18 protein-coding genes, 1 tRNA gene and 1 pseudogene are annotated in these 25763 nt (G+C 64.7%); 10 read left to right on the plus strand and 10 right to left on the minus strand.

The annotated features are described in order from the left end of the window. Positions 1 to 246: 246 nt before the first annotated feature. Together LK539_RS09650 and LK539_RS09655 are read right to left on the minus strand one after the other, a co-directional pair. Complete coding sequence (locus LK539_RS09650; protein WP_227800703.1) at positions 247 to 453, minus strand: YbdD/YjiX family protein; 207 nt, start codon at positions 451 to 453, stop codon at positions 247 to 249. After that, positions 453 to 2519, minus strand: a complete 2067-nt coding sequence (locus LK539_RS09655; protein ID WP_227800704.1) for a carbon starvation CstA family protein — start codon at positions 2517 to 2519, stop codon at positions 453 to 455. Before LK539_RS09655 ends, LK539_RS09650 begins: the two co-directional genes overlap by 1 nt. Positions 2520 to 2856: 337 nt before the next feature. On the opposite strand from LK539_RS09655, the gene LK539_RS09660 reads away from it, so the two are divergent. The 5 genes from LK539_RS09660 (at position 2857) to LK539_RS09680 (ending at position 8307) form a co-directional block, all read left to right on the plus strand. Continuing rightward, positions 2857 to 4221, plus strand: coding sequence for a cache domain-containing protein (locus LK539_RS09660; protein WP_227800705.1), 1365 nt, complete (start codon positions 2857 to 2859; stop codon positions 4219 to 4221). Then, a complete protein-coding gene (locus LK539_RS09665) occupies positions 4218 to 4856 on the plus strand; it encodes a response regulator transcription factor (RefSeq protein ID WP_227800706.1) in 639 nt (212 codons plus the stop codon). Before LK539_RS09660 ends, LK539_RS09665 begins: the two co-directional genes overlap by 4 nt. Positions 4857 to 4958: 102 nt before the next feature. After that, entirely contained in the window at positions 4959 to 6122 is a 1164-nt protein-coding gene (locus LK539_RS09670) for an HDOD domain-containing protein (protein WP_227800707.1), read from the plus strand. Between the two features lies 1 nt (position 6123). Next, complete coding sequence (locus tag LK539_RS09675) at positions 6124 to 8169, plus strand: bifunctional diguanylate cyclase/phosphodiesterase (protein ID WP_227800708.1); 2046 nt, start codon at positions 6124 to 6126, stop codon at positions 8167 to 8169. Between the two features lie 48 nt (positions 8170 to 8217). Further along, positions 8218 to 8307: transfer RNA gene (locus tag LK539_RS09680), tRNA-Ser, on the plus strand. A gap of 151 nt (positions 8308 to 8458) precedes the next feature. Here LK539_RS09680 and LK539_RS09685 read toward each other — a convergent pair. The 7 genes from LK539_RS09685 to LK539_RS09715 all read right to left on the minus strand — a co-directional run bounded on the left by LK539_RS09685 (position 8459) and on the right by LK539_RS09715 (position 17865). Further along, the gene (locus tag LK539_RS09685; protein WP_227800709.1) at positions 8459 to 9112 is read right to left on the minus strand and encodes a PEP-CTERM sorting domain-containing protein; all 654 of its coding nucleotides are present in this window, start codon (positions 9110 to 9112) and stop codon (positions 8459 to 8461) included. A gap of 160 nt (positions 9113 to 9272) precedes the next feature. Then, positions 9273 to 9692 carry a type II toxin-antitoxin system HicB family antitoxin gene (locus LK539_RS09690; RefSeq protein WP_227800710.1) on the minus strand — a complete coding sequence of 140 codons (420 nt, stop codon included), beginning with the start codon at positions 9690 to 9692 and terminating at the stop codon, positions 9273 to 9275. 753 nt (positions 9693 to 10445) lie between these two features. Further along, positions 10446 to 12995 carry a chemotaxis protein CheW gene (locus LK539_RS09695; RefSeq protein WP_227800711.1) on the minus strand — a complete coding sequence of 850 codons (2550 nt, stop codon included), beginning with the start codon at positions 12993 to 12995 and terminating at the stop codon, positions 10446 to 10448. A 67-nt stretch (positions 12996 to 13062) separates the two neighbouring features. After that, positions 13063 to 14154, minus strand: coding sequence for an acyltransferase (locus LK539_RS09700; protein WP_227800712.1), 1092 nt, complete (start codon positions 14152 to 14154; stop codon positions 13063 to 13065). Positions 14155 to 14246: 92 nt separating this feature from the next. Beyond that, positions 14247 to 15818 (minus strand): CHASE2 domain-containing protein, encoded by a 1572-nt coding sequence (locus tag LK539_RS09705; protein WP_227800713.1) that lies wholly within the window; start codon positions 15816 to 15818, stop codon positions 14247 to 14249. Then, entirely contained in the window at positions 15815 to 17482 is a 1668-nt protein-coding gene (locus LK539_RS09710) for a M48 family metalloprotease (protein ID WP_227800714.1), read from the minus strand. The genes LK539_RS09705 and LK539_RS09710 overlap by 4 nt, the downstream gene beginning before the upstream one ends. Then, positions 17479 to 17865, minus strand: a complete 387-nt coding sequence (locus LK539_RS09715) for a hypothetical protein (RefSeq protein ID WP_227800715.1) — start codon at positions 17863 to 17865, stop codon at positions 17479 to 17481. The genes LK539_RS09710 and LK539_RS09715 overlap by 4 nt, the downstream gene beginning before the upstream one ends. A 316-nt stretch (positions 17866 to 18181) precedes the next feature. On the opposite strand from LK539_RS09715, the gene LK539_RS09720 reads away from it, so the two are divergent. The 4 genes from LK539_RS09720 (at position 18182) to LK539_RS09735 (ending at position 22928) form a co-directional block, all read left to right on the plus strand. Further along, positions 18182 to 19336 carry a TRAP transporter substrate-binding protein gene (locus LK539_RS09720; protein WP_227800716.1) on the plus strand — a complete coding sequence of 385 codons (1155 nt, stop codon included), beginning with the start codon at positions 18182 to 18184 and terminating at the stop codon, positions 19334 to 19336. Positions 19337 to 19495: 159 nt separating this feature from the next. Beyond that, entirely contained in the window at positions 19496 to 20083 is a 588-nt protein-coding gene (locus LK539_RS09725) for a TRAP transporter small permease subunit (protein ID WP_227800717.1), read from the plus strand. Then, entirely contained in the window at positions 20080 to 21984 is a 1905-nt protein-coding gene (locus LK539_RS09730; RefSeq protein ID WP_227800718.1) for a TRAP transporter large permease subunit, read from the plus strand. The genes LK539_RS09725 and LK539_RS09730 overlap by 4 nt, the downstream gene beginning before the upstream one ends. Before the next feature lie 296 nt (positions 21985 to 22280). Then, positions 22281 to 22928, plus strand: a complete 648-nt coding sequence (locus LK539_RS09735; protein WP_227800719.1) for a YitT family protein — start codon at positions 22281 to 22283, stop codon at positions 22926 to 22928. Between the two features lie 12 nt (positions 22929 to 22940). On the opposite strand, the pseudogene LK539_RS09740 reads toward LK539_RS09735, so the two are convergent. After that, positions 22941 to 23849 (minus strand): annotated as a pseudogene (locus tag LK539_RS09740) (LysR family transcriptional regulator); the annotation flags it as partial. Positions 23850 to 24067: 218 nt separating this feature from the next. On the opposite strand from LK539_RS09740, the gene LK539_RS09745 reads away from it, so the two are divergent. Beyond that, positions 24068 to 25762: a sensor domain-containing diguanylate cyclase gene (locus LK539_RS09745; RefSeq protein WP_227800720.1), complete on the plus strand. Its 1695-nt coding sequence runs from the start codon at positions 24068 to 24070 to the stop codon at positions 25760 to 25762. The last annotated feature ends 1 nt before the right edge of the window (position 25763 follow it).

A 25763-nucleotide genomic window follows, 5' to 3' on the forward strand; every position in this document is an offset into this window, starting at 1 on the left:
TAAGCGTGCGACAGGTGTTTGCGCATCCTTTCACCCTTACATGGTGAACGTCGTCCCGGCGAAGGCCGGGACCCAAGTTCGTTGCGTCGCGTTGGCGGGTGCACGCAAGCGTAAGCGAGTTGCGAGGCAAATTGGATTCCGGCCTTCGCCGGAATGACGGTTCTACGGCTGGTGGGGGAAAGAAGGGCAGCGGGCGGCTGCGAAAAACAGAAGGGGCGCCTTCGCGCCCCTCCATTCATTCAGGCCTCAACAACACGTGGCCCGTTTCCCGCCGTAGCGCGCCTCCTGCCGCTCGCGGAAGAACTCCTCGTACGTCATCGGCGTCTGGTCCGGATGGGTACGCTCCATATGCGCCAGGTAGGTGTCGTACTCGGGCAGGCCGACCATCAGGCGCATGCTCTGCCCGAGGTACTTGCCTGCCTGCTTGCCAGCGTCGAGGAGGGCGCTGATCATCACTGCACCTGCGCGTTAGGCATGGCGACGTACGGGGTCTCCTTCGTGGTCGGCCCGCTGCTGCCGCGGGCGGCCAGGATGGTGCGCACGCCGTAGAACAGCACCGAGAGCACCACCAGCATGAAGAAGCCCGCCAGCGTGGCGTCGACGTAGTCGTTGAAGATGATGCGTTCCATCTGCTCGACCGTCTTGGCCGGCGCCAGCACCGTGCCGGCGTCGTGCGCGGCCTGGAACTTGTTGGCGTGGGCGATGAAGCCGACCTTCGGATTCGGATCGAAGATCTTCTGGTAGCCGGCGGTCAGGGTGCAGGCCAGCAGCCAGATGGTCGGCACGATGGTGACCCAGGCGTACTGCGCACGCTTCATCTTGAACAGCACGCAGGTGCCGAGGATCAGCGCAACAGCGGCCAGCATCTGGTTGGCGATGCCGAACAGCGGCCACAGGGTGTTGATGCCGCCCAGCGGATCGACCACGCCCTGGTACAGGAAGTAACCCCAGGCCGCGACGCACAGGCCGGTGGCCAGCAGGTTGGCCGGCAGCGACTCGGTGCGCTTCAGCGACGGGGCAAAGGCGCCCAGCAGGTCCTGCAGCATGAAGCGGCCGGCGCGGGTGCCCGCATCGACCGCGGTCAGGATGAACAGGGCCTCGAACAGGATCGCGAAGTGGTACCAGAAGGCCATCATGGCCTGGCCGCCGATCACGTTCGACAGGATGTGGGCCATGCCCACGGCCAGGGTCGGGGCGCCGCCGGCGCGCGAGATGATGGTGTGCTCGCCGACATCGCGCGCCATCTGTTCCAGGGTTTCAGGCGTGATCACGAAGCCCATCTGCGACACGGCCGCCGCTGCTGATTGCGCAGTGGTGCCCAGCACCGCGGCCGGGCTGTTCATGGCGAAGTAGACGCCCGGGTCGATGGTCGATGCCGCCACCAGCGCCATGATGGCGACGAAGGATTCCATCAGCATGCCGCCGTAGCCGATGAAGCGGGCGTGGGTTTCGTTCTCCAGCATCTTGGGCGTGGTGCCCGAGGAGATCAGCGCGTGGAAGCCCGACACCGCGCCGCAGGCGATGGTGATGAACAGGAAGGGGAACAGGTTACCCGACCACACCGGACCGGTGCCGTCGATGAACTTGGTGGTGGCCGGCATGCGCAGCTCCGGCGCGACGATCACGATGCCGATCGCCAGCGCCACGATGGTGCCGATCTTCAGGAAGGTGGACAGGTAGTCGCGCGGCGCCAGCAGCAGCCACACAGGGATCACGGAAGCGATGAAGCCGTAACCGATCAGCATCCAGGTCAGTTCGGTGCCGGTGAAGGTGAAGGCCGGACCCCAGGTCGGCGAATCGTGCACCCACTGGCCGCCAATGATGGCGAGCATCAGCAGCACGAAGCCGATGATCGAAACTTCGCCGATGCGGCCGACGCGCACGTAGCGCGAGTAGATACCCATGAACAGCGCGATCGGGATGGTCGCCATCACGGTGAACGAGCCCCACGGCGAACCGGTGAGCGCCTTCACGACGATCAGGGCCAGCACGGCCAGGATGATCACCATGATCATGAAGCAGCCCAGCAGCGCGATCAGGCCCGGGATCTCGCCCATCTCGGATTTGATGAGGTCACCGAGCGAACGGCCGTCGCGGCGGGTGGACATGAACAGGACGATGAAATCCTGCACGGCGCCGGCGAACACGACGCCGGCCAGGATCCACATCATGCCCGGCAGGTAGCCCATTTGGGCCGCCAGCACCGGGCCGACCAGCGGGCCGGCGCCGGCGATCGCCGCGAAGTGGTGGCCGTACAGGACGTACTTGTTGGTCGGGACGTAGTCCAGGCCGTCGTTGTACTTGTAGGCCGGAGTCTGGCGCAGCGGGTCGAGCCCGAGCGCCTTGTAGGCGATGAATTTGCTGTAGAAGCGGTAGGCGATCAGGTAGACGCAAATCGCGGCGGCGACGATCCAGATCGCGTTGATGGTTTCGCCGCGCTTGACGGCGATGAACCCGAGCGAAAAGGCGCCGAGGATCGACAGGGCGATCCAGCCGAGCGAGCTCGACATTCGTTTCATGGTGCTCCTCCGAGGATGGATTGGAATCCGTATTGATTACTTATCGTGGCCGGCCGCATGCGTATTGACCGGCGGTTTTAGGGACAGCGTACCGGCGAGTATGTTGCACGAATATCAGCACCGCAAGCGCATGATTACGCAGTGCCTGCGTAGTACTACGTAGCTGCCGGGCCCGGCAGCCTTGCAGTTTCCACCGTAAAATGTCGGGCTGACACAACCGTAGGGTGGGCGGATTTTCCGCCCACGCGGTGATAGTTAGCTGGAAAGCGCCACGTACGATGATTTCACCACTGGTCGACCGCGTGGGCGGGAGATCCGCCCACCCTACGACGCAAATATGAAACTCAGGCAGAAGGTGATCGTGCTGGCGATCGGGCCGCTGATCGTGGCACTGTGCGCGATCGCCCTGTTCGTGCGCCAGCAGGCCGCCGAACTGGCGCAGCAGCAGCGCGCCACCATCCAGCGCGCCTACCTTGCAAGCAAGGAGGCCGAGCTGCGACACTACGTGGCCTTGGCCACGCAATCGATCGGCCACCTGGTGCGCTCGGGCCGCAAGGACGCCGCCACCCTGGAGGAGGCCAAGCGCATCCTCGGTTCGCTCAGCTTCGGCGACGACGGCTACTTCTTCGTGTACGACATGCAGGGCCGTAGCCTGATGCACCCGCGCCAGCCCGAGCTGGTCGGCACCGACATGTGGGACTGGCGCGACGCCAATGGCGTGCCCACCATCCGGCGCCTGATCGAACGCGCCCGCGCCGGCGGCGGCTTTCACCGCTACACCTGGGCCAAGCCCTCATCGAACCGCGCCGCCCCCAAGCTCGGCTACGTGGTGCCGATCGAGCACTGGGGCTGGATGATGGGCACCGGTATCTACCTCGACGACGTCGAAGCCGCTTTGGCTCAGGTCGACGCCCAGCAGTCGCGCAACATCGGCGAGACCCTGCTGTGGATCGCCGGCCTGGCGGTGCTGGCCTCGGTGGCCGTGGCCAGTGGCGGCCTGGTGCTGAACCTGCGTGAGCTGCGCGTGGCCGACGCCAAGCTCAAGGCGCTGGCCCAGCGCGTGGTCGAGTCGCAGGAAGAAGAGCGGGCACGCCTGTCGCGCGACCTGCACGACGGGATCAGCCAGGCCCTGGTCTCGGTCAAGCTGCAGCTGGAAGCGGGCCTGATCCGGCTGGACGGCGACGCCGCCCAGCAGCAGGCCGCGCGCAACGCGCTCGAACGCACGGTCGACCAGGTCAAGTCGGTGCTGGGCGAGGTACGCCGCATCTCGCACGACCTGCGTCCCGCCCTGCTGGACGACCTGGGCCTGGCGCCGGCGCTCGACCACCTGGCCAGCGAGTTTGGACGCCACAGCGGCACTCCGGTGCGCTTCCACGTCGAAGGGACAGTCGACGGGCTGCCCGAGATGGCGGGCACGGTGCTGTTTCGCATTGCCCAGGAAGCGCTCACCAATGCCGAGCGCCATGCCGGCGCGCGCCAGGTCGAGATGCTGCTGGCGCGCCGCGGCCGCTGCCTCAGCTTGAGCATCGCCGACGATGGCGTCGGCTTCGACGCCCAGGGCATTGCCCAACACCCGCAGCGCGGCATCGGCCTGCGCAACATGGTGGAACGGATGGAAGCCATCGGCGGCCTGCTCGCGATCGAGTCGTCGCCGCTCGGCACCCGCGTGGTGGCCAGCATCGATTTGAAGGAACAGACATGAGCGACGCTTCTGACATCAAGATCCTGCTGGTGGACGACCATCCACTGGTGCGCGACGGCCTGCGCGCCCGCCTGGAAGCGGCGCCGCGCCTGCGCGTGGTGGGCGAGGCCGGGTCAGGCGAGGAAGCCATCGCGCAGGCCGGCGCCTGCCGTCCCGACCTGGTGCTGATGGACGTGAACATGAAAGGCGGCAGCGGCATCGAAGCCACGGCGCGCCTGCTCGAACACTATCCCGACATCCTGGTGCTGGTCCTGTCGATGCACGACAAGCCCGAATACGTGGCCCAGGCCATGGCGGCCGGGGCGCGCGGCTACGTGCTGAAGGACGCACCGGGCAAGGACATCGTGCTGGCGATCGACACCGTGATGGGCGGGGGCATCTACTACAGCGCCGCGCTGGCGCGCCAGCTGGCCAACCCGGCGCCGCAGGACACGCTGCTGACGCTGCGCGAGCAGGAAGTCCTGAGGCACATCGCCGACGGCCAGTCGAACAAGCAGATCGCCCGCGCCCTCGACCTGTCGGTGCGTACGGTCGAAACCCACCGCCTCAACATCAAGCGCAAGCTCGGGATCGAAGGGCAGGCAGAGCTGATCCGCTTCGCCGTCCAGCGTGCGGAAAATGGTGGTTATCCGTGAGTATGTACGAATAGTATCTATAAAGAAACAAAAGGTGTTGCTTTCTGATAATCCGTCGAATAAGATTGACCGAATATCATTCGGAGCCGCACTGAGAACCCCATGGCCGAGCTGGACCCGTTTCCGCTGGTAGCAATCGACCCGGTCGCCAATGGGCAGAACGAGTGGGTTGCGCTTTGCCTGCGGATCCAGCCGGGCGCGAACCTGGCGCAGGAGCTGCAGGCCGTCTTCGGCACGCCGGACCTGCTGGCCGCCATCGCGCCGCTCGACGGGCTCCTGATGCTCGACCATCCCGCCGCCTTGACCCCGCCGGTACTGGCACTGACCCCGGCCAACCGCATCGGCTTCGTCGTCGCTGCGTCTACGCTGGCGGAAGATGGCGTCGCGCGCCGCCTCACCGAACTGCACGAACTCGGCTACCGCCTGTGGCTGGACGGCACGCCGCCGGCCGGCGTGGCCGTGCCGCCCGCGCTGCGCACCATCGCGCGCGATTACCGGCGCGACGGCCTGCCGCCGGCACGCCCGGCGGCGCTGTTCGGCCCGCACATGGTGCGTGGCGTCGACAGCGTCAAGGCGTTCGCAGACAGTGAAATGGCAGGCTTCGACTGGTTCAGCGGCGACTATCCCTGCGACCCGGCCACCGCCGGCGACACCAACGACGGCACATCGCGCCGCCGCATCCTGACCTTGCTGGGCCTCTTGTCGCGCGACGCCGATTCGCGCGAACTCGAACTGCAGCTCAAGCAGGATCCGGCCCTGTCTTACCACCTGCTCAAGCTGGTCAACTCGGCCGCTTTTGCCGTGAGCACGCAAATCACCAGCTTCAACCAGGCCATCAGCCTGCTGGGAAGGCGCCAGCTGCAGCGCTGGCTGCAGCTGCTGCTGTACGCGCGCCAGCACGCGGACGGGCTGCCGAACCTGCTGCTGCCGCTGGCGGCGCGCCGCGGCGCCCAGCTGGAGGCGCTGTGCAAGGACAGCGGGGGAGACCGCGACGCCTGCGACCTGGCCTTCATGGCCGGCGTGTTCTCGCTGCTCGACCGGCTGCTGCACATGCCGATGGCGGACATCGTCGCCGACCTGCACCTGCCGGAGCACGTTTCAGGCGCGCTCCTGGCGCGCAGCGGACAACTGGGCGACTGGCTGCGCCTGACCGAAGCCCACCCGTCCCGAGCGGACCTCGAAGCGGCGGGAATTACCCCCGCCGACTGGTGGAACAGCCAGTTGAATGCCTACCACTGGGCCATCCAGGTGGGCCGGAATGTCTGATATGCACGCACTCGTACCAGTAGACGCAGCTCTTGATTTTGTCGGTGGTACGGGCGCCGTGTGTGATGCCGTGCTGCGCCTGCGTGGCGAAGCCCTGCACGAGACCCTGGGCCGCATCGCGGCCGACCTGCTCGCCAGCCCGCACGGCCGCTTCCTGCCCGGCGCCGCCATCGGCACCGCTCCCGGCATCGGCCCCGTGCTGCGCCAGGTGGTGGCCGGCAGCACCGAACAATTCGGCATCTATGAAGTGACCGGCCGCGACGCCTATGGCCCGGACGATGCGCGCCTGCTGGCGGGCCTGGCCCACCTGACCGCATCGATGCTGCAGGTGCATTCGCTGGCGGTGCGCTCGACCCACGCCTACGCGCAGATGGAAGCCCAGCTCGCGCACCAGTCGCAGATTCTCGACCAGATCCACGAGTCGGTGCTGACCATGGACAAGATGGGCTACATCACCAGCTGGAACCGCGGCGCCGAGGAACTGTTCGGCTACACCGCACTGGAAGCGATCGGCCGCAACATCCTGTTCCTGTATGCCGACGAGGAAGAGGACTTCCAGGATTTCTTCGCCGAACAGGGCGGGCGCATGATGGAAGTGCGGCGCCGCAAGAAGTCCGGCGACGTGTTCTGGGCCAGCCTGTCGCTGTCTCCCTTGCGCGACCTGGCCGAGCGCCCGATCGGCCTGATCGCCTACCTGACCGACATCACCGAGCGCAAGCAGGCCGAGGAACAGCTGCACCATCTGGCCTACTACGATGAACTCACGGGTCTGCCGAACCGCACCCTGTTCGCGCGCCTGGTCGACCAGGCCCTGATGGTCGCCCAGCGCAACGAGGCCGCCGGCTGCGTGCTGTTCATGGACCTGAACCGCTTCAAGCGCATCAACGACACCCTGGGCCGCAAGATCGGCGACGAACTGCTGCGCCAGGTAGCCCAGCGCCTGCGCGACACCCTGCGCGACGAAGACGTGGTGGCGCGCCTGTCCGGCGACGAATTTGCCGTGGGCCTGTTCGACATCCGCCAGCACTTCGAGGCCACCACGGTGGCGCAGAAGCTGCAGGCCGCGCTCGACGCGCCATTCTTCATCGCGGGCCACGACCTGCGCGTGGGGGCCAGCATCGGCATCAGCGTCTATCCGCAGGACGGCAGCGACGCCGAGACCCTCCTGGGCCTCGCTGACATCGCGATGGAGCGGGCCAAGCAGCTCGACGCCAACCCGGACCGCAGCGTCGCCTTCTACAGCCAGGACATGAACCAGGGCATGCAGGAACGCATGCGCATCGAATCCGGCCTGCGCCACGCGCTGGGGAACGGCGAACTGACCCTGTACTACCAGCCCAAGTTCGAGATCGGCACCGACCGCATCGTCGGCGCCGAAGCGCTGGTGCGCTGGGTGCATCCGGAGCGCGGCATCGTGCCGCCGGGGGAATTCATTCCGCTCGCTGAGAGCACGGGACTGATTGTGCAGGTAGGGGAGTGGGTACTGGAGCAGGCCTGTGCCCAGGCTGCGATCTGGCAGCGGGCGGGCATCGAGCCGATGCGCCTGGCGGTGAACGTGTCGGCGCGCGAGTTCACGCCTTCGCTGCCGGGGCGCGTGGCCGATACCTTGGCGCGCTATCAGCTGGATGCGTCCTGGCTCGAGCTGGAGATCACCGAGAGCACGCTGATGCACGACTTCGAGCGCGTGACGGCGATCATGGACGACATCCACCAGTTGGGCGTGGCGCTGTCGCTCGATGATTTCGGCACCGGGTATTCGAGCCTGTCGTACCTGAAGCGCTTCCCGATCGATACCTTGAAGATCGACCGCTCGTTCACGACCGGGATTCCGGAGGACCAGAGCGATTGCGCGATTGCGGGGACGATTGTCAGCATGGCCCAGCAGCTTGGCTTGCGCGTGATCGCGGAAGGGGTGGAGACGCTGGAGCAACTGGCCTTCCTGCGGACGTCGGGGTGTGACGAGGTGCAGGGCTACCTGTACAGCAAGCCGCTGCCGGCGGCGGACTTCGAGCGCAGCCTGCGTGAGAACTGGCTGCTGGTGGCCTGATTTCCTTCGCTCGCACTGATGATTTCTGTATAATGCGGCTTCCTCTTAGGAAGCGTGGCCGAGTGGTTGAAGGCAGCAGTCTTGAAAACTGCCGACGGGGGAACCCGTTCGTGAGTTCGAATCTCACCGCTTCCGCCAATAAGCCCTTTCAATTGAAAGGGCTTTGTTGTTTCTAGTCACAGCGGTTTTCGACTAGAAATTAGCTCCGAATTTAGGCAGTTGCGGAAACGATTTCCGCAACCCCACTACTTCGTCGCGCGCGATCGGCGCCAAACGCTCTATTCCGCAATCACTGCCGCTCACTTGGCAGATAACCTTGGATCGTAGCGCGCCGTCCCAGAAGGTCAGCGGGCTTTTTGCTTTGTTTCCACCGACGCGTGGCAGCTACCCCAAACGCGCCTAAGCCCAAAAGTGCTAGTGACGAAGGCTCTGGAACTCTACGGATTTCGCCTTGGGCGCCGTGGCACTCCCCGTGCGCAGGAAGACCAGCGCCGGGGTATTGAGCGCAGCCATGACCCCAAAGCAGGCCATCGCTTCTGGCATCCGTAATGGTCCACAGGCCAGCGCTGCCGCTAACGTCAAACTGGAAATATTCATCGAGCCCGCGGATGTAGCCCGATTCAATGTTCCAATGACCGAACTGTAAGTTTATGTCGATGTTTTTGTAGCCTGCTCCCTGTTCACGAGGCCTGTACGTTACGCCAAAGTAGTTCATCGATATCAAGCCCGACGTGGGGTCGCCGTAATATGGATTATTCGTAGTCACCTTAAAGTTGAACGTCCCGCTTTGGACAACCTGGTCTGCGAAAACGAATCGGAGGCCGAACTCGCGCGGGACTTCGTTGTTGGTTGCCTTCCATTCGTAGATCACATCTGCGCGTGCAGAGAAGGCTAAGGTAAATAGGGCGGAACCAGCAGCTAACGCAAGAATAGTTTTTTTCATGGAATCTCCCGTGTTTTCGTTCCAAGTATTAAGCAAAACATATGCCACTTGAATATATCTATTAATTTCAGAGGTTTACCAAATCGCGGATTTTTCCATGTCAAACTTCCCGACGTAAACTTACCTACTAAGCATACGCCCCGCCGAGTGATGTTTTGCGTCATCGGCTCGAGACGACGTCAAGCTCGCACCCGAGTGCCGCCATGGCATCGGCGATTGTGTCAATCTTCGTGTTATGGCTTAGGTCGATAATGCGGTTGACCTCCTGGGGCTTGATGCCCATTAGGCGGGCTAGATCCGCCGGCCTTACCTTGCGGTCGAGCATGGCGTTGAGTAGCAAAATCTTCGCCGACACGATGAGCGGAAGTGAAACCAAGCGCACGCCCTCTTGGACTTTCGACGGCGGCGGGACTTTGCGCTGATCTTCGAAATAGAAGTCTATCGACGTGGTAAGTGCATCTCTTGCCATTAAAAGCGCTTCGGCCTCGTCATCGCCCTGCGTAAGCGCCTCGGGAATGTCGCGGAACTTGATGACGAACCCGCCTTCGTCGGCAGGGGTAAAGGTCGCTGGGTATTTCATATGCCCTCCATAACAAATTCAGTCAGTATTCAGTAATGCTAAGTTGCGTTGTTGTGCGGAAATCCCTTTCGAGGTTTACCTCACTTGAGTTTCAGTTGTTTTTTGCTTTCTCGACAAGGCGGTTCTGAGTTTCTTGCTTTGATGCGTTAGCAGGATTGTCTGCTCGCCGTTCAGGTAGGCATTCAAGTGCTTGTCCGTTCCTTGGACGTCGCTCCTTGCTGCTTGAGTCACCTAACGACGTACTTTGTCTCAACGTAGCCGGTGTTGTTTTGCCAAAATAGACAGCATAAGCAAATTTGTTTATAAGTGCGTGAACTATTTAAATAAATTTTTTATTGATGCGCGAGTGGGTAAGCTCCCGGAGAACCGGTTGGAGCATCTGCAGAGGCTCATCGAGCGCATGTAGTGCGGCACCCTGTATGACCGCACTGGTGCGCTCCATGCGGCGCCCGTCGCCCAGCTCATCGCTGTGGCTCGAGGTAAGAATGAAGGCACGCACAAATGTACGGTGCCGCGATCCTGCGCTGTGCAGGGCTTGCGATCACTCCTGCCTCGACACAGTGATGGGTCAGCAATTTTGGCGGTTGTGCTTGTCCTCAGCTCACTGGAAAGTCCATGTAGCTAAACAAGCCAAGGCGTAGAAGTATTTTGGACGAACTTCAGATTACGTTGAGATAGTTGGGCCGGAGGACAAGAGTTCCGATAAGGAAGCGGTGGCGACCACTTATTCTAGGCAAAAAATGGATTGCGGCTTCACCCCGTGCGCTGCTCGTCAACTACTGTCCTTGCAGCGCGCATCCATGCGAGAAGTCGCTCGGTACTGATCTCCTGGATCAGCAGTTCGCCGCCATTCGCCTTGATCAGACCGGCGGTCAAGCCTGCCGCAGCCGGCGCGCCAAACGCGCTCAGTACCTCGGGCGCAAAGCGCTGCACCGAGTGCACATCGTCCACCAGCAAGCCGATCGTGCCCGCGCCATAACGCACCAGGATCACCTGCCCATCGAGAGGCCACGCGCGCTCCCGGCCCGACACCATGCGCGCCAGGTCGAACACCCACACGAAATGGCGCCGGCCCTGGTCCGGCCCGGCATCGAGCATGCCGATCGCACCGCTGGAAGCAGGGGCGCGCTTGACCCGCGCGAACGGCACTGCCTCGACCACGGCAGCGGCATCGAGCGCCATCAGCGCGCCGTCGACCAGGAACAGGGCATAGTCACGCCCTTGTTCGTGCTCGGTGCGTACGCGCACCTGGCTTGATCGTGCCAGCTCGGCCTGCGAGCGCACCGGGCCGAAGGATTGCAGCACGACCGAGAACACGGGCTGTTCGCGACCAGGGATCGTCCGGAATTCGCGGTAGCCCTGCGCACTGGCGCATGCAGCGACGCAGTACTGGCCGTCATGCACGACGATGCGCGCTGCGCGGCCATGCTGCGCCGCCGTGTCGAACAGGTCTGCGTCCAGCGCCAGTACCGCGCCTGCCGGGTAGCCGGCGTCCGTCCCGGACAGCACCCGCCCGCCTGGCTCGACAAAAAAGGCCTGCATGGCGGCGCGTCCGGCCACGCCGCCGTCGAGCATGTTGCGCAGTTCGACAGCGCTGTCGAAGACGATGCCGATACCGCCGATGACGTTCGCATCATGCTCGGGGTGGCGGATCGCGGCGTGGTAGACGAAGGTCGGGCGGCCGTCATACAGCGGCGACGGCCCGAAGGTTTCGGCAACATGATCCGACTCGCTGCGCAGGCCCATCACGGCCCGCAGGGTGTCGTCGGCGATGTGGCTGCCGACAAGGTCCTGCGGGCCTGTCGCGGCCACGATGCATCCGTGGCGGTCGTACACCACAAGGCGGCTGTACACGGTGTACAGGCCATTGATGTGGGCGAGCAGGGCGCCGATCTGGACGCGCTGCTGGCCAGCGTCCGTGGTTGCGAGTGCCTGGCGCAGCGGTCCGGCCAGGGCCCACCAGCGGCAATCGTTGGCACGCTCGTACAGGCTGCGATCCAGCATGTCGACCAACAGCTGCGCGGTGAATGCGGCGGCCTGCAGGCTCGATGCCAGCACGGTCTGGTACAGGCCTTCGATCGATTGCGAGAAGGCCGCGTCGCTGCGCTCGCCGGTCTCGGTGATCTCGTCGAGCACGGGGTTCAGGCGCCGCGTGTCGCCGGCACCATCGCTGCCGGTGCGGATGCTGGTGACCTTGCCGTTCCAGACGATGCGCTTGATGGCCTGGGTCGCGCCGGTTACCGAGGACATCAAGGCATGCAGCGCCGGGTTGAAGCTGCGCGCATGCGACAACAGCCCTTGCAGCATCTCGGGCGCCAGCTGCGACGCCGCATCGCGGCGTGGACGGCGGAAGGCCAGGTCGAGCGGCACCATGACCTGCGTCTTCCAGCCCGGCGGACCGGGATAACCCTGGTAGCCGCCTGACGCCAGGGTGCTCACCAGGTATTCGCGGCCGGCAAACAGGCGCGGCGCCGCCGTGGCTTCCAGGTTGACCGGAACCCGGACGCCGGGCGCGATCCAGAGCGGATCGGCGCTGCTGATCACACGGTCGTCGGCGTCGAGCAGCAGCATGTTGGCGCGTCCCTCGGGATCGCCGTAGGCGGCGAAGACGGCGGCAAGTTCGTGCGCGAAGTGAAAGCTGAGGCACAGCACGCCGGTCACGGCGCCCGACTCCGGGTGGCGCATGGCCTGGGAATACAGCAGCGCGCGCTCCTGTCCGGGGCGCAGGTCGCTGGCACGGAAGGTCTCGAGGTAGCCCGGCGCGGCCAGGGTCGCGGCTACCAGCGGGTCGCTGCTGCACGAGAGGGGTGCGTCGGGAGCCGCCCGCACCAGCATCGTGCCGTCCGGCGCGAGCAGCAGGATATCGTCATATACCGTGTACTTGTCGCGGTAGGCCGCCAGGCGCCGTTGCGCCGCGGCGCGGTCGGTGCTCTGGCCGGCGGCGAAGCGGCACAGGTCGAGGTCGACCGCGAGGAAACCGACATCGGCGGTGCGCTCGAACAGGTTGCGCACCAGGAGATCGAGCGCGTACTGCGCGCGGGTGGCGGCCTCGCCCAGCACCTGGCGCACCTTTTCGGCCACCATGTTGGCGACCAGGTCGCGTTCCAGCTGCACCAGATCGGTGCGGGTGGCCAGTACCGCCGGCAGCAGCAGGCGAGCCTCCGACGGACAATTCATCTTGGCCGAGGCCTCGATCAGGCGCCAGGTCTGGTGCAGCTCGTGCAGCGCCGCCTGGCGCTGTGCGACGTCGGGCATGCAGGGCAGGAGGGTGTCGACAAGCTGCTCGGTTGCTTCGTGGTCCATGTTCTGCTCATGAAAAGAATTCTTTCCAAAAAGCAAAATGCGTGCCAATCGGCTGGGCGCTGCAGGCTCAGACCTTGACCACGTCGCCCAGTTCGTGTGCGGGGTGGATAGCAGGTACTGCCTTGTCGGAGCTGATTTCGGCCGGCCGGCCCTTTCCGATCAGCGTGCAGAATATACCGGGCATGGAGCGCATCGCCAGCGCATACAGACCAACCACGATCAGGGTGACGATCACCGGCGCCATGATCCAATAGAGCGGGTAGGGGACGACGTCGCCGAAGCGGCGGTACAGCAGATTGACACCCACCAGGATCGGCGCATGCGCGAGGAACAGGAAGAAACTGTACTTGCCCATCCGGGCCAGCCATTGCCCGAACGCCGTGGGTACCAGCAGGGATGCGGCGGGCCACACCAGTACCGGCGCCACCAGGCGCAGGTAATTGGTATTGATGATCTTGAAGTACACGACCGCAGCGCAGCAGGCGAAAAATACCGCAAGCAAGGCAGGTGCGAAACGGTCCAGGGCTTCCATGTCCCATTTCAGCACCGCGGCCAGCCCGCCCAGGTAGAAGACCGGACCCATCACATCGCGCATCACCAGCGGGCCGTCGAGATTGTTGTAGAACACCAGCAGGACCAGGATCAGCCCCAGGAAGGGCGTCTTGCGCAAAAGGTAGCCGAACAGGGGCGCAAGCAGCATCAGGACCAGCAAATCGCGCAGGAAGTTCAAAGGGTAATTGATTGGCGGGCCTGCGAGACCGAAGGCGACGTTCAGCCACCCTGCCAGACCTGTGTGGGATACAGCCGGCGTCGTCACGCCGAGCATTTCCCTGACCAGCAGGAAGCCCGCCAGTACGCCGAGATTGAACACCAGGTAAGGCAGCAGCAGCGACCGGGATTTTTTGCGTAACAGTTCGACAGGACGGAGGTCGAGCCCGGCGCGAAACAGCAGGTATGCGGAAATGAAAGTGAGAACCGGGACGCTGGTGCGGAAGATCGCATGCTGGCACAAGGCCACCACGAAATCGAATGGACCCGTGCCGACATCCTCGAGCCGGACGTAAGGTGGCGTATGCAACAACACCACCCCGAAAATCATGAGAAAACGAAGCAGCGAAATGCGTTGTTGTAAGAGCGGCGACAAATGCATATTGGACATGATGCTGACAATTTTGCAATCTTACATTGCTAATTAATCAATTGTCTATCTACAATTTGTTGTGCATACGAAAACTTTATCGGCGCGCCGACTCAGGCCTGCATGGGTTCATCGTCACTGTCCGCAGGCGCGGAAGTCGCGTGCCCCGCGGCGAGTACGGCCGATCTGGCGCGTCGCAGGTAGGCCAAGGCCTCCTTGAGGGCGGCATCGAACCTGTCGCCCAGATGCAGGAATTCCATTCCGATCGGGAACAGGACGAATTCGATCCACACCAGCGGCCCCAGGGCAAACCAGTAGTAGCTCACGCCCACCAGCGCCAGGATGACCACCGCATAGATCGTCGCCAGAAGCAGGTGCGGCGCCAGGCGTTCGATGCCAAGCTTGAAGGCGAGCGCCAGTTGCCCCATTCCGGCCTGCCACGCGTTGTCGTAGCGGGAGCATCCCGGTTGCCAACCGGCCAGGCGTCTTGCGACCCGCTTGCGGACTCGCTCCGGCAGGTCGAACGCCAGCTTGGCGGCGATCACCGCCGAAATCACCAGTACCGCCAGCACGGTGAACAGGCTTGCAAGCCCCCACCATGGCTGGCCGAAATCACCGCCGGTCTTCGGCGCGCCGTCGAAGGACAGCAGGTTGTCCAGCGCCATGGCATGCAGGAAGGGGCCGGGGATCCTGCCGTGGTAGGGAGAGAGGATCACGTCGGCATTGCTTTGCAAATGGGTGCCGTAGATCACGTACTTGCCACGGATGGCATCAGCCAGCCCATCCTCGTCGAGCCCGTGCACGCGCTTGAGCGTGCGCACCGGCAGCTGCTGCTGGTAGGGGCAGAGTGGATCGCTCGGTTTGCCGATCGGCGACAGGCGCGTCCAGTGCCATGAGGCGGAGCATGGGGCGCCGGGACCGCCCGGCCGCACGTCGCTGTTGAGCCATTCGAGGTTGCGCGGATCGCTGGCGGTTCCCCACACCAGCGCCATCGGCTCGGCCGCTACTGCCGGCGCCAGCACGTGGTCCAACTGGTAAAGGCGCGCGGCCGGCGACGGGAATGGGCGCGCGCCGGCGCCGCCCGTGGCAGGAACGTCGAGATCGTACTCCCACACCGACTGGTCGTAGCCGTCGATCCGCAGGTTCAGGTAGGCCGCCTCGATGCAGGGGAGCTGGCGGCCCGCCACCTCGACCCGGCGATCCAGCATCGCCCGCTCGGTTCGGGATGCCGTCAATCCGGCGCTGCCGAAGGAGCCGATGAAGACTGGGACACCGGCCACGCGCGCTGCGCAGGCCGCGTCGATGAATCCGGCCAGGTCGGGATCCTTGCGGTCGTCGAGGAAGATGATGTCGAAGAAGACCGCCCGCGGCTGGTAGTTGAGCAGCTCGCGCAGGCGCCTCTCGTGGAAGCCGAGCGGCACCGGCCAGACCTCACCGTAGGCAGCGAGGTCCTGGTCATCGATCACCATCACCGTGATCCGGTCGCGCCCGGTGGTGGGGTAGCTGTCCGTCAGGATCGGTCCCCAGATCCGGGTCATCACCCGCTTGGCGCCTTCCGCCGCCGGCATCCATTGCGACAGGTAGGCGCAGGCCAGGCCAAGGACCACGTAGATCGCCAGCAGGCGCCAGAAACCGCTGCGGTCTTCCTCCGTCGATGCGGTCTTCACCAGCGACAGTCCGCTCATTTGACGACGCTCGCCTTATTGCATTCGTCACGCATATCGATATAGGTGGTATGGCAGTACGTCACCAGTTCGCTTGCCCGCTTGGACTCGTTGGCCCGGGCGTACAGGCCGATGGTTTTCGGCAGGGTGCTGCGCGCCAGTTCAAATTTCTTGTCGGTCGTTGCCAGCAGCTGCAGGGCGCGGTCGCGCTTGCCGGTTTCGAGGGCGAGCTTGATGCTGTCCTCGTAAGGCTTGAAGCTCATGGCTGCCTCGCTCGCGATCAGGGCCTGTTCGAGCTCGTCGGCGCGCAGCGCGAGTTGCGCCGACGGGTCGCTCGGTACCGGAGGAGCGGCCTTGGCCTTCCTGCCCTTTCTGGCGGGCGCGGGAGGCAGCATGGCGCTCGCGACCTCGGGAGCGAGTGCGCTGGAATAGCGCACCGCCCGGGCATACCCGTAAAACAGGAGCCAGTTGTTGCGGTTCACGTGCGCGAGGCCGATCTTGCGCGTGATTTTGTCGCCGAGCGTGATGGCCGCCCTCATGTCGTCCGGCTTCATGCTGGAGTACAGGTTCTCCAGCTGGAAGGCGTTGTTGTACATCTCGAAGAGCTCGACATTGCGCTTGTCGAGCGCCACCTTGCGGTAGTCGGTCGACACCGGCGCCTGGGCGTCCTCGTACCAGTCGGCGGGATAGTGCTTGGCCACGTAGCTCGACACCTTGGCGAGGCGCGCCGCCGGGTCGGGATGGGTCGCGGTCAGCATGCCCTGCAACTGTTCGCCGAGCTGGCCGGCGATGCCGTTGATGGCGGCGTCGATCTTGCCTTCCTTGAGCGAGGACTCGACGTCGTCGCGCATGGTCTTGAGGCGGGCGTCGTCGCGTTCTTTCTGCACCAGTTCGGCGCTGCTGTTCAGTTCGAGGAAGCGCTTGACGCCTTCCTGATAGGAATAGCCGGCCGCCCGTGTCAGGTCCACGGCGAAGGCGTCGGCCTCTTCTTCCTGGCCGCGCTTCCAGGCGGGATGCAGCATGCCGTCCATGATCTCGACCATGTACTGCATCTTCCTGAGGTTGTTGGTCGCGCGCTCGGGCAGGGCAATCGTGCCCTGGAGCTTCTGGTCGAGCGCGGTCTTGATCGCCATCCCCTGGGCATAGTAGCGCTGCAGCCACTTGCCGGCGTTCGCCAGGAAATCGCTGTTGTGGTGACCGAGGGCGATGTGAGCCAGTTCATGCGCCAGCAGGGCCGCCAGGGTGTCTTCCTGTCCGTACTTGAAGCTCGCCGCATTCAGGTTCTCGAACCAGCGATAGCCGATGTAGATGTTGCCGTCGGCCGTCGTGACGGCAGCCAGGTCGTCGGTGGCCGACAGGTAGACCTTGCCGGGCAGTCCAGGGATGCCCGCCTGCGCCTTGAGTTTCTCCAGCACGCCGTTGGCGTAGGCCTCGAGACTGTCCGAAGCGATCAGGCCATAGCCGCTGGCGCGCTGGTTGAGCAGGTCGCGGTCGGCGCCGATGGCCTGGCTCGACGGCTTGAAGGGCTGCCCAGTCAACTTGGCGAGCACCGGTTTGTCGTTCGATGCGAACAGGCGGGTGAAGAAGTTGCCGGCAGCGGGTTCCGCGTTTTCCTGCGCATGGGCGGTAGCCGCAAGCATCGTCGCGGTTACCAGCAGCACTGCCCGCAGGCCCGGCCGCATCATTTGCCGCAACCGCGGTTGCCTCCGCGGATGCCCCCGCCGAGCACCGGCGCTGCCGTCTGCGCCAGGCAGCCGGCACTGATGGCGCGCAGGACGCTGACTTGCGACTTCTTGACCCAGACGCTGTCGCCATCGATTTTCACTTTCAGGAAGCGATCCTCGTCGGCCGTATCGAAGACGTCGAGCGGCAGTTTCACGCCTTCCTTGTCGAGATCCTTCAGCTTGCTGTCGTTGCTGGCGCGCTCATACAGGGCGAGGCGCGGACTGGTGACACCCGTGACGCGGACGATGGCGCCGACATCATCGGCTGCGGCGGATGCCGCCGGCCAAGCCAATGCCGCCCAGGCCAAGGAAAGGATTGCACCGGCTTTGCATGCTGTTGCCACGAGCGATCTCCCAACTATTTACGCTATAAGAAATGGAACAGCATTATTTATTGGAAATTATTTTAATAGCAAGGAGAATGGTATGTATGTGGCAGGAAATACGCGAACTCATTCATGTTGGGTAGCACGGGCAAGGCGCTCACTGTGAACGGCGCCTGGGAAACGCTACTGTGTAAGCCCCGTGTAAGTAATCCGTAAGGAAACAAGCCCATCCTGCGTGACGGCGTGTCAATACTCGTAAAAAGGAGATCCCTCAAAGTCCGCAGTTGTACGTGTTCCGGTTCATCCTCGTAAAAAACCACAATGGAGACAGACGATGAAGCAGCGTAACGACGATTCAAAGAAGCCAGCATCCAACCGCCGTAAATTCCTCGGCACCGCAGCCGCCGGCACCGCCGGGGCCACCCTCGCGGTCCCGATGATCGCCACCGCGCAGACACCGAAGCAGATGCGCTTCCAGAGCACCTGGCCCAGCAAGGACATCTTCCACGAATACGCCCTCGACTTCGCCAAGAAGGTCAACGACATGACCGGCGGCGAACTGAAGATCGAGGTGCTGCCCGCCGGCGCCGTCGTTCCCGCCTTCGGCCTGCTCGACGCGGTCTCCAAGGGCACGCTCGACGGCGGCCACGGCGTCATGGGCTACAACTACGGCAAGCAGAGCGCGATCGCGCTGTGGACCTCGGGTCCGGCCTACGGCATGGACGCCAACATGGTGCTGGCCTGGCACAAGTACGGCGGCGGCAAGCAGCTGCTGGCCGAGCTGTACAAGTCCATCGGCGCCAACGTCGTGTCCTTCCTCACCGGCCCGATGCCGACCCAGCCGCTGGGCTGGTTCAAGAAGCCGATCAGCAAGGTCGACGACCTGAAGGGCCTGAAGTTCCGCACCAATGGCCTCGCGATCGACATGTTCACGGCGATGGGTGCGGCGGTGAATGCGCTGCCGGCCGGCGAGATCGTCCCGGCCATGGACCGCGGCCTGCTGGACGGCGCCGAATTCAACAACGCCAGCTCCGACCGCGTGCTGGGCTTCCCGGACGTCTCCAAGATCTGCATGCTGCAAAGCTTCCACCAAAGCTCCGAGCAGTTCGAGATCACCTTCAACAAGACCAAGTACGACGCGCTGCCGGCCAAGATGAAGGCGATCATCGAGAATGCCGTCGAGGCGGCGTCCGCCGACATGTCGTGGAAGGCGGTCGACCGCTATTCCAAGGACTACGCCGGCATGCAGGTCCAGAACGGCGTCAAGTTCTACAAGACGCCGGACTCGGTGCTGCAGGCGCAGCTCGCGGTGTGGGACCAGGTGGTGGCCAAGAAGGGCGCCGACAATCCGCTATTCAAGAAAGTCGAGGCCTCGATGCGTGCCTTTGCCGAGCGCGCGATGAAGTGGGACATGGACACCAACAATCCGCGCCGGATGGCCTACAACCACTACTTCGGTCGCAAGGGGGCTCCGCCGAAAAAGGCGTAAGTGCTTTTGTAGGGTGGGCGGCTTGCCGCCCACGCGGTGATACGCAAGGCTCCGCTCTCGTGCGCGACGATCTTGCCGCCACCAATGACCGCGTGGGCGGGAGACCCGCCCACCCTACGTCGTCGTAGCAACTTTCGTCGTCGTGACCGGAGCAGCTCCATGCAAAACGTTCTGTTTTTTGTCGACCGGGTCAGCAGCTGGGTCGGCCAGGCCTTCTCCTGGCTGATCGTCGCGCTCACCTTCCTCATCAGCTGGGAAGTCTTTGCGCGCTACGCCCTGAACACGCCCAATCCCTGGGCCTTCGACCTGATGATCATGATGTACGGCGCCGCCTTCATGATGGCGGGGGCCTACACGCTGGCCAAGAACGGCCACGTGCGCGGCGACGTGCTGTACAGCTTCTTCCCGCCACGCCTGCAGGCCGGCCTGGACCTGATCCTGTACTTCGTCTTCTTCATTCCTGGCGTGGTGGCGCTGGTCTGGGCTGGCTATACCTATGCCGCCGAGTCCTTCGCCATCCGCGAGCATTCGACGCTCACCGCCAACGGCCCGCCGCTGTATCCCTTCAAGATGGTGATTCCCTTCGCCGGCGTGCTGCTCCTGCTGCAGGGCTTCGTCGAGATCGTGCGCTGCGTGGTCTGCCTGAAGAATGGCGCATGGCCGGCGCGCGAGCCGGACGTCGAGGAAGTCGACGTCGACCAGCTCAAGGCGCAGGTCAAGGGTGCAACCGGGGAGGGCAGGGCATGAGGAAGGAAATCTGGTTCGGCCTGTCGATACTGGTGGCGATCGTGGTCGCCCTGTTCGCCCTGATGCCGGCCCCCGCCGACATGAGCAACGGCCACTTGGGGCTCTTGATGCTGGCGTTGGTGGTGGTCGCCATCATGCTCGGCTTCCCCACCGCCTTTACACTGATGGGCATGGGGGTGCTGTTTGCCTGGTTCGCCTTCCACAGCCAGGACCCCGGCCAGGCGGTGCAGCTCACGCTCGATCTGATGGTGCAGCGGGCGTATTCCGTGATGGCCAACGACGTCCTGATCTCGATCCCGCTGTTCATCTTCATGGGCTACCTGGTGGAGCGGGCCAACCTGATCGAGCGCCTGTTCAAAAGCCTGCACCTGGCGATGGCGCGCGTGCCCGGCTCGCTGGCGGTGGCCACCATCGTCACCTGCGCCATCTTCGCCACCGCCACCGGCATCGTCGGCGCGGTCGTGACCCTGATGGGACTACTGGCGCTGCCGGCCATGCTCAAGGCTGGCTACAGCACGCAGCTGTCGGCCGGCTGCATCACGGCCGGCGGCTGCCTGGGGATCCTGATTCCACCCTCGGTGCTGCTGATCGTGTACGGGGCGACGGCCGGGGTTTCGGTGGTCAAGCTGTATGCGGGCGCCTTCTTCCCCGGGATCATGCTGGCGGCGCTGTACGTCGGCTACGTGCTGCTGATCGCCAAGCTGAAGCCCAGCATGGCGCCGCCGCTGCCGGCGCACGAGCGCGTGGTGGCGCTGCCGGCCTACCTTGATGCGATCCCCGGCGCCTACCACCGGATGGCGGTGCCCGGCCTGCTGCGCTCCTTCAAGGGCGCGAACGGGACCCAGCGCACGCTCGCCACCAACCTGTTCGTCGCGCTGCTGCCGGCGCTGGCTTTCGTTGCCATCATGGGCATCAGCTACCGGATCGCGACGGCGCCGGAAGCGCCCGCCACGCAGCTGGTCGAGATGGGCGCCCAGCAGGACTTCGATTCCGCATCAGGCGTTGATGCCGGTGGGCTGGAAGAGCCGCCGGTCGAAGGCGGACTGGCCGAACCGCCGACCGACGCCCCCGCCGCAGCCGCCGCGGCGCCGGCGCCGCAAGCTACGGCCGCGATCCCGACGCCCGCATCCGCCGACCCGGTCGCCAAGCCGGCGTCCACTGGCTTCTGGATCACGCTGGCGGTGCTGGCGGCCGCGATGGCGGTGTTCTACCTGCTGTTCACCTTTGCCCGGCTCGAGATCTTCAAGATGCTGCTCGGCTCCCTGTTTCCGCTCGCGATCCTGATCCTGGCGGTCCTGGGCAGCATTGTGTTCGGGCTGGCTACGCCGACCGAGGCGGCGGCGATGGGCGCCTTCGGCGGCCTGATCCTGGCGATCGCCTACCGCAGGTTCAACTTCAGGCTGCTGCGCGAGTCGGCCCACCTGGCCACCAAGACCACGGCCATGGTGTGCTGGCTGTTCGTCGGTTCCAGCATTTTCTCGGCCGCGTTCGCGCTGCTCGGGGGGCAGGAGATCATCAATAACTGGGTGCTGGGCATGAACCTGACCCCGATCCAGTTCATGATCCTGGCCCAGGTCGTGATCTTCCTGCTCGGCTGGCCCCTCGAGTGGACCGAGATCATCGTGATCTTCATGCCGATCTTCGTGCCGCTGCTGGCGCATTTCAACATCGACCCGCTGTTCTTCGGCCTGCTGGTGGCGATGAACCTGCAGACGGCTTTCCTGTCGCCCCCGGTGGCCATGTCGGCCTTCTACCTGAAGGGCGTGTCGCCGCCGCACGTCACGCTGAACCAGATTTTCCTGGGCATGCTGCCTTTCATGGGCCTGCAGGTGCTCGGCGTGATCCTGTTGTACACCTTCCCGGCCATCGGCATGTGGCTGCCTGGCGTGCTCTATAAATAAGCAGCAAAGGGAAGCGGCCTGGTGCGGCCGCTTCCCATTCTCTCCGCGACGCCCCTCTCCAGCCTGATATTCGCAGCGCGAATGACCGACATGTGAATTTACGCACTTACATTGCGTTGCAACATGCGACATAATAAGGGGCTATACACAGCAGTAACGTCCACTTTCCCCGATCTTGCGATCGTTCCAGCCCTGAGAACTGTGAGGAAAATGAAGCTTCGACCCCTGTCCGGCCCGAATACTTCCCAGCGCCCGAGCGCCCTGGGTTCTGTCGCCGTTCGTGCAGCGGTGGTGCGATGATGCAGGGCGCCCTGCAGTCGCAACCGGTACAGGCGAGCCGTCCGACAGTGGTCAAGCCGCATACCTTGTTCGATGACGTCTACGGCATCACCGTGGGCGTGCTGTTCGTCGCCATGGGCGTGCTGCTGCTGCAGGCCGCGGGCCTGATCACGGGCGGCGTGGCGGGCATCTCGCTGCTGGTGTCCTACCTGTCCGGCCATTCGGTCGGCCTGCTCTTCATGCTCATCAACCTGCCGTTCTTCCTGTTCGGCTACCTGTTCATGGGCGCGCGCTTCACCATCAAATCCCTGGTCGGCAGTGTCCTGATCATGGCCATGCTCAAGCTGATGCCCAGCGGCCTGGTGATCGGCCACATCCACCCGATGGTGGCGGCGCTCGGCGGCGGCACCTTCTGCGGCATGGGCATCCTGGCGCTGGCGCGCCATGGCGCCGGCGTGGGCGGTACCGGTATCGTCACCCTGTGGCTGCAGAAGAAGTACGCGATCAATGCCGGCCGCACGCAGGTGCTGATCGACGGCGTGATCCTGCTGGCCGCACTGGCGATCGTCTCCCCGCAACTGGTCGGCTGGTCGTCCCTGAGCGCGATCGCCATGAGCAGCATGGTCATGGCCTGGCATCGCCCGGGACGCTACTTCGGCAACTGATGCTGCCAGGCTTCCCTGGCCCGCCTGAAGGCCGGGGAAGCCTGCGAACACCGACGTCACCCAATCCACGAACACCCGCACCCGGGGCGAGAGCTGGCGGCTTTGCGGATACAGCACCGAGACCGGCAGCGCTGGCGGCGCCAGGGCCGGCAGCAGCGCTTCCAGCTGGCCGCTGCGCAGTTCGTGCTCGATGCGGTAGCGCGGCACCTGCACGATGCCCAGGCCCGCGATTGCGGTCGCGGTGTACATGTCGGCGCCGCTGACGCTCACGGCTGCCGGCGGCAGGACCTGGCGTACTTCGCCGCCCACCGTGAATTCGAGCGGGTAGGGCCGGCCGGTGGCCGACGAAATGTAGTGCACCGCCAGGTGGCGCTCCAGGTCATCGAGCTGCGCGGGACGCCCGTGGCGCGCGAGGTAGGCCGGGCTGGCGCAGGTCAGCTGCGTCAGTTGCGCCACCTGCCGGGCCACCATCGACGAATCCTGCAGGTTCCCCACGCGCAGCACGCAATCGATCCCTTCGCGCACCAGGTCGACCAGGCGGTCGCCTTCGCCGATCTGCAGCACGATGCCCGGGTAGCGCGCCAGGAAGGCGGGCAGGGCGGGCGCCAGCACCAGCCGCGCCAGGGTGGCCTGCAAGTTCACGCGCAGCAGTCCGGCGGGTTCGGCGTGACTGAATACGCTCTCCATCTCCGCCAGGTCGGCCAGCAGGCGCACGCAGCGCTCGTAGTAGGCCTGGCCGTCCAGGGTCGGCGCCACCACGCGGGTGGTGCGCTCCAGCAGGCGCGTGGCCAGGCGCGCTTCCAGCCGCTTGATGGCATTGGTCACCGTCGCGCGCGGCAACTGCAGGTCTTCGGCCGCCAGCGTGAAACTGCGGCGCTCGACGATGCGCGCGAAGATCCGCATTTCCTGGAAGCGGTCCATCTGCGTGCTCATGTGATTATTTTCCTCAATGGAATAATGCGGCCTAGTGTAGCCCAGCTATTCACTTTGACAGCCGATGCTGTGTAATATCTTTATGTAATTTGTTGCGCCGCGACAAAAATAGCAAACTCAGCAACAAATGATGCACTAAGGTATTTCTTCTCTGACAGGAAAGTGGCACAATGCTTGGTTTCCCCACGGCATCGCCATCATTCCTCATGAGCGGCTTCTTCGGTAAATTGCGTTTATCCAGCCTGATGACCCTGGCCGTCTGCGCCACGGTCGCGCTGACGGTCGCGCTGCAATTGGCGCTGGTGAACCATTTCGCCGTGCGCCAGGCCGGCGACGAAGCCCAGTTGCGGCTGCAGCAGCTCTCCTGGCAGATGCGCGACTCGCTCAACCGTGTGATCGAGCAGGCCACCGGCGACACCCGCCTGCTGGCCGAGCTGCCGCAGCTGCGCTACGCCCGCAACCCCGACGAGACGCGCGCGGTGCTGGAAAGCCTGCAGCGCACCTTCCCCGATTACGCCTGGATCGGCATCGCGGACCTGGACGGCAAGGTGACCGCCTCCACCGGCCGCATGCTGGAAGGGGCCAACGTCAGCAAGCGGCCCTGGTTCGCCACCGGCATGCGCGGCGTGCACGCCAGCGACTACCATCCGGCCGTGCTGCTCGAGAAGATGCTGCCGCGCCGGCAGGATCCGTGGCGCTTCGTCGACGCCTCCGGCCCGATCCTCGATGCCGGCGGCAAGCCGGTCGCGGTGCTCGGCCTGCACATGAGCTGGGAGTGGGCGCGCGTCCATGCGCGCAAGCTGCTCACGCCGGCGCTGCGCGAATACGGCGCCGAGATCCTCGTGGTGCGCGACGACGGCACCGTCATCCTCGGTCCCGAGGGCCTGGTCGAGACCAAGGTCGACACCACCAGCCTGCGCCTGGCGCAGAAGGGCCAGACCGGATCCTTGCGCGAAGTGTGGCCGGACGGCCGCGCCTACCTGACCGGCTACAGCCAGACCGGCGACATGCTCGATCCGGCCTCGCTGCGCTGGAGCGTGCTGGTGCGCCAGACCGAGGACCGCGCGATGGAAGGCACCGTCGACCTGAAACAGCGCATGCTGGGCTGGAGCTTCCTGCTGGCGCTGCTGCTGGCCGTGGCCGCCGCCCTCATGGCGCGCCGCCTCACGCGCCCGATGGCGCAGCTGCGCAGGGCGATCCAACTTGTCACCGAAGCCACCGAAGCCGGCCGCGAGCCGCCGCCGATCCCGCAGGTGGACGGTTTCCTGGAAACGCAGATCCTGTCGAGCACCATGCGCGACCTGGTGAAAAGCGAGACGGCGCACCGCCACGCGCTGCTGGCCCTGAACGAGCGGCTGGAGGCGGCGGTGGCCGAGCGCACCGCCGAACTGCAGGCGCTGCTGCTGCGCGATGCGCTGACCGGCTTGCCGAACCGGCGCGCGCTGCTGGAAGCCCTGCCGGAGGCGATGGGCCGGGCGCGCCGCGTGGGACGCCCGTGCGCGCTGCTGTTCCTCGACATGGATGGCTTCAAGGCCGTCAACGACAGCTATGGCCACGAAGAGGGAGACGAGCTGCTGCGCCAGTTCGGCGAGCGCCTGCTGCAGGGCGTGCGCAAGACCGACATCGTGGCGCGCCTGGCAGGCGACGAATTCGTGGTGGTGCTGGAGATGCTGACCGACGCCGCCCACGCCGAAGACACCGCGCGCAAGCTGCTCGAGCGCCTGAAGGCGCCCTTCCTGCTGCGCGGCGCCACCGTCACCGTGGGCGCCAGCATCGGCATCGCGCTGCACCGCCCGGAGGAGCCGGCCGACGTGGACGCCTGGCTGGCGCGCGCCGACCACGCGATGTATGCGGTCAAGCGCACCGGCAAGAACGGCGTGGCGCTGGCGGCCACTGTCTGAA

It is taken from the genome of Massilia sp. IC2-476 (genome assembly GCF_020707295.1).
Taxonomy (GTDB): Bacteria; Pseudomonadota; Gammaproteobacteria; order Burkholderiales; family Burkholderiaceae_D; genus Telluria.

Coding starts and splice junctions, on each gene's coding strand:
- LK539_RS09650 (WP_227800703.1), bottom strand. CDS start 453: ATGATCAGCGCCCTCCTCGACGCTGGCAAGCAGGCAGGCAAGTACCTC.
- LK539_RS09655 (WP_227800704.1), bottom strand. CDS start 2,519: ATGAAACGAATGTCGAGCTCGCTCGGCTGGATCGCCCTGTCGATCCTC.
- LK539_RS09660 (WP_227800705.1), top strand. CDS start 2,857: ATGAAACTCAGGCAGAAGGTGATCGTGCTGGCGATCGGGCCGCTGATC.
- LK539_RS09665 (WP_227800706.1), top strand. CDS start 4,218: ATGAGCGACGCTTCTGACATCAAGATCCTGCTGGTGGACGACCATCCA.
- LK539_RS09670 (WP_227800707.1), top strand. CDS start 4,959: ATGGCCGAGCTGGACCCGTTTCCGCTGGTAGCAATCGACCCGGTCGCC.
- LK539_RS09675 (WP_227800708.1), top strand. CDS start 6,124: ATGCACGCACTCGTACCAGTAGACGCAGCTCTTGATTTTGTCGGTGGT.
- LK539_RS09685 (WP_227800709.1), bottom strand. CDS start 9,112: ATGAAAAAAACTATTCTTGCGTTAGCTGCTGGTTCCGCCCTATTTACC.
- LK539_RS09690 (WP_227800710.1), bottom strand. CDS start 9,692: ATGAAATACCCAGCGACCTTTACCCCTGCCGACGAAGGCGGGTTCGTC.
- LK539_RS09695 (WP_227800711.1), bottom strand. CDS start 12,995: ATGGACCACGAAGCAACCGAGCAGCTTGTCGACACCCTCCTGCCCTGC.
- LK539_RS09700 (WP_227800712.1), bottom strand. CDS start 14,154: ATGTCCAATATGCATTTGTCGCCGCTCTTACAACAACGCATTTCGCTG.
- LK539_RS09705 (WP_227800713.1), bottom strand. CDS start 15,818: ATGAGCGGACTGTCGCTGGTGAAGACCGCATCGACGGAGGAAGACCGC.
- LK539_RS09710 (WP_227800714.1), bottom strand. CDS start 17,482: ATGATGCGGCCGGGCCTGCGGGCAGTGCTGCTGGTAACCGCGACGATG.
- LK539_RS09720 (WP_227800716.1), top strand. CDS start 18,182: ATGAAGCAGCGTAACGACGATTCAAAGAAGCCAGCATCCAACCGCCGT.
- LK539_RS09725 (WP_227800717.1), top strand. CDS start 19,496: ATGCAAAACGTTCTGTTTTTTGTCGACCGGGTCAGCAGCTGGGTCGGC.
- LK539_RS09730 (WP_227800718.1), top strand. CDS start 20,080: ATGAGGAAGGAAATCTGGTTCGGCCTGTCGATACTGGTGGCGATCGTG.
- LK539_RS09735 (WP_227800719.1), top strand. CDS start 22,281: ATGATGCAGGGCGCCCTGCAGTCGCAACCGGTACAGGCGAGCCGTCCG.
- LK539_RS09745 (WP_227800720.1), top strand. CDS start 24,068: ATGAGCGGCTTCTTCGGTAAATTGCGTTTATCCAGCCTGATGACCCTG.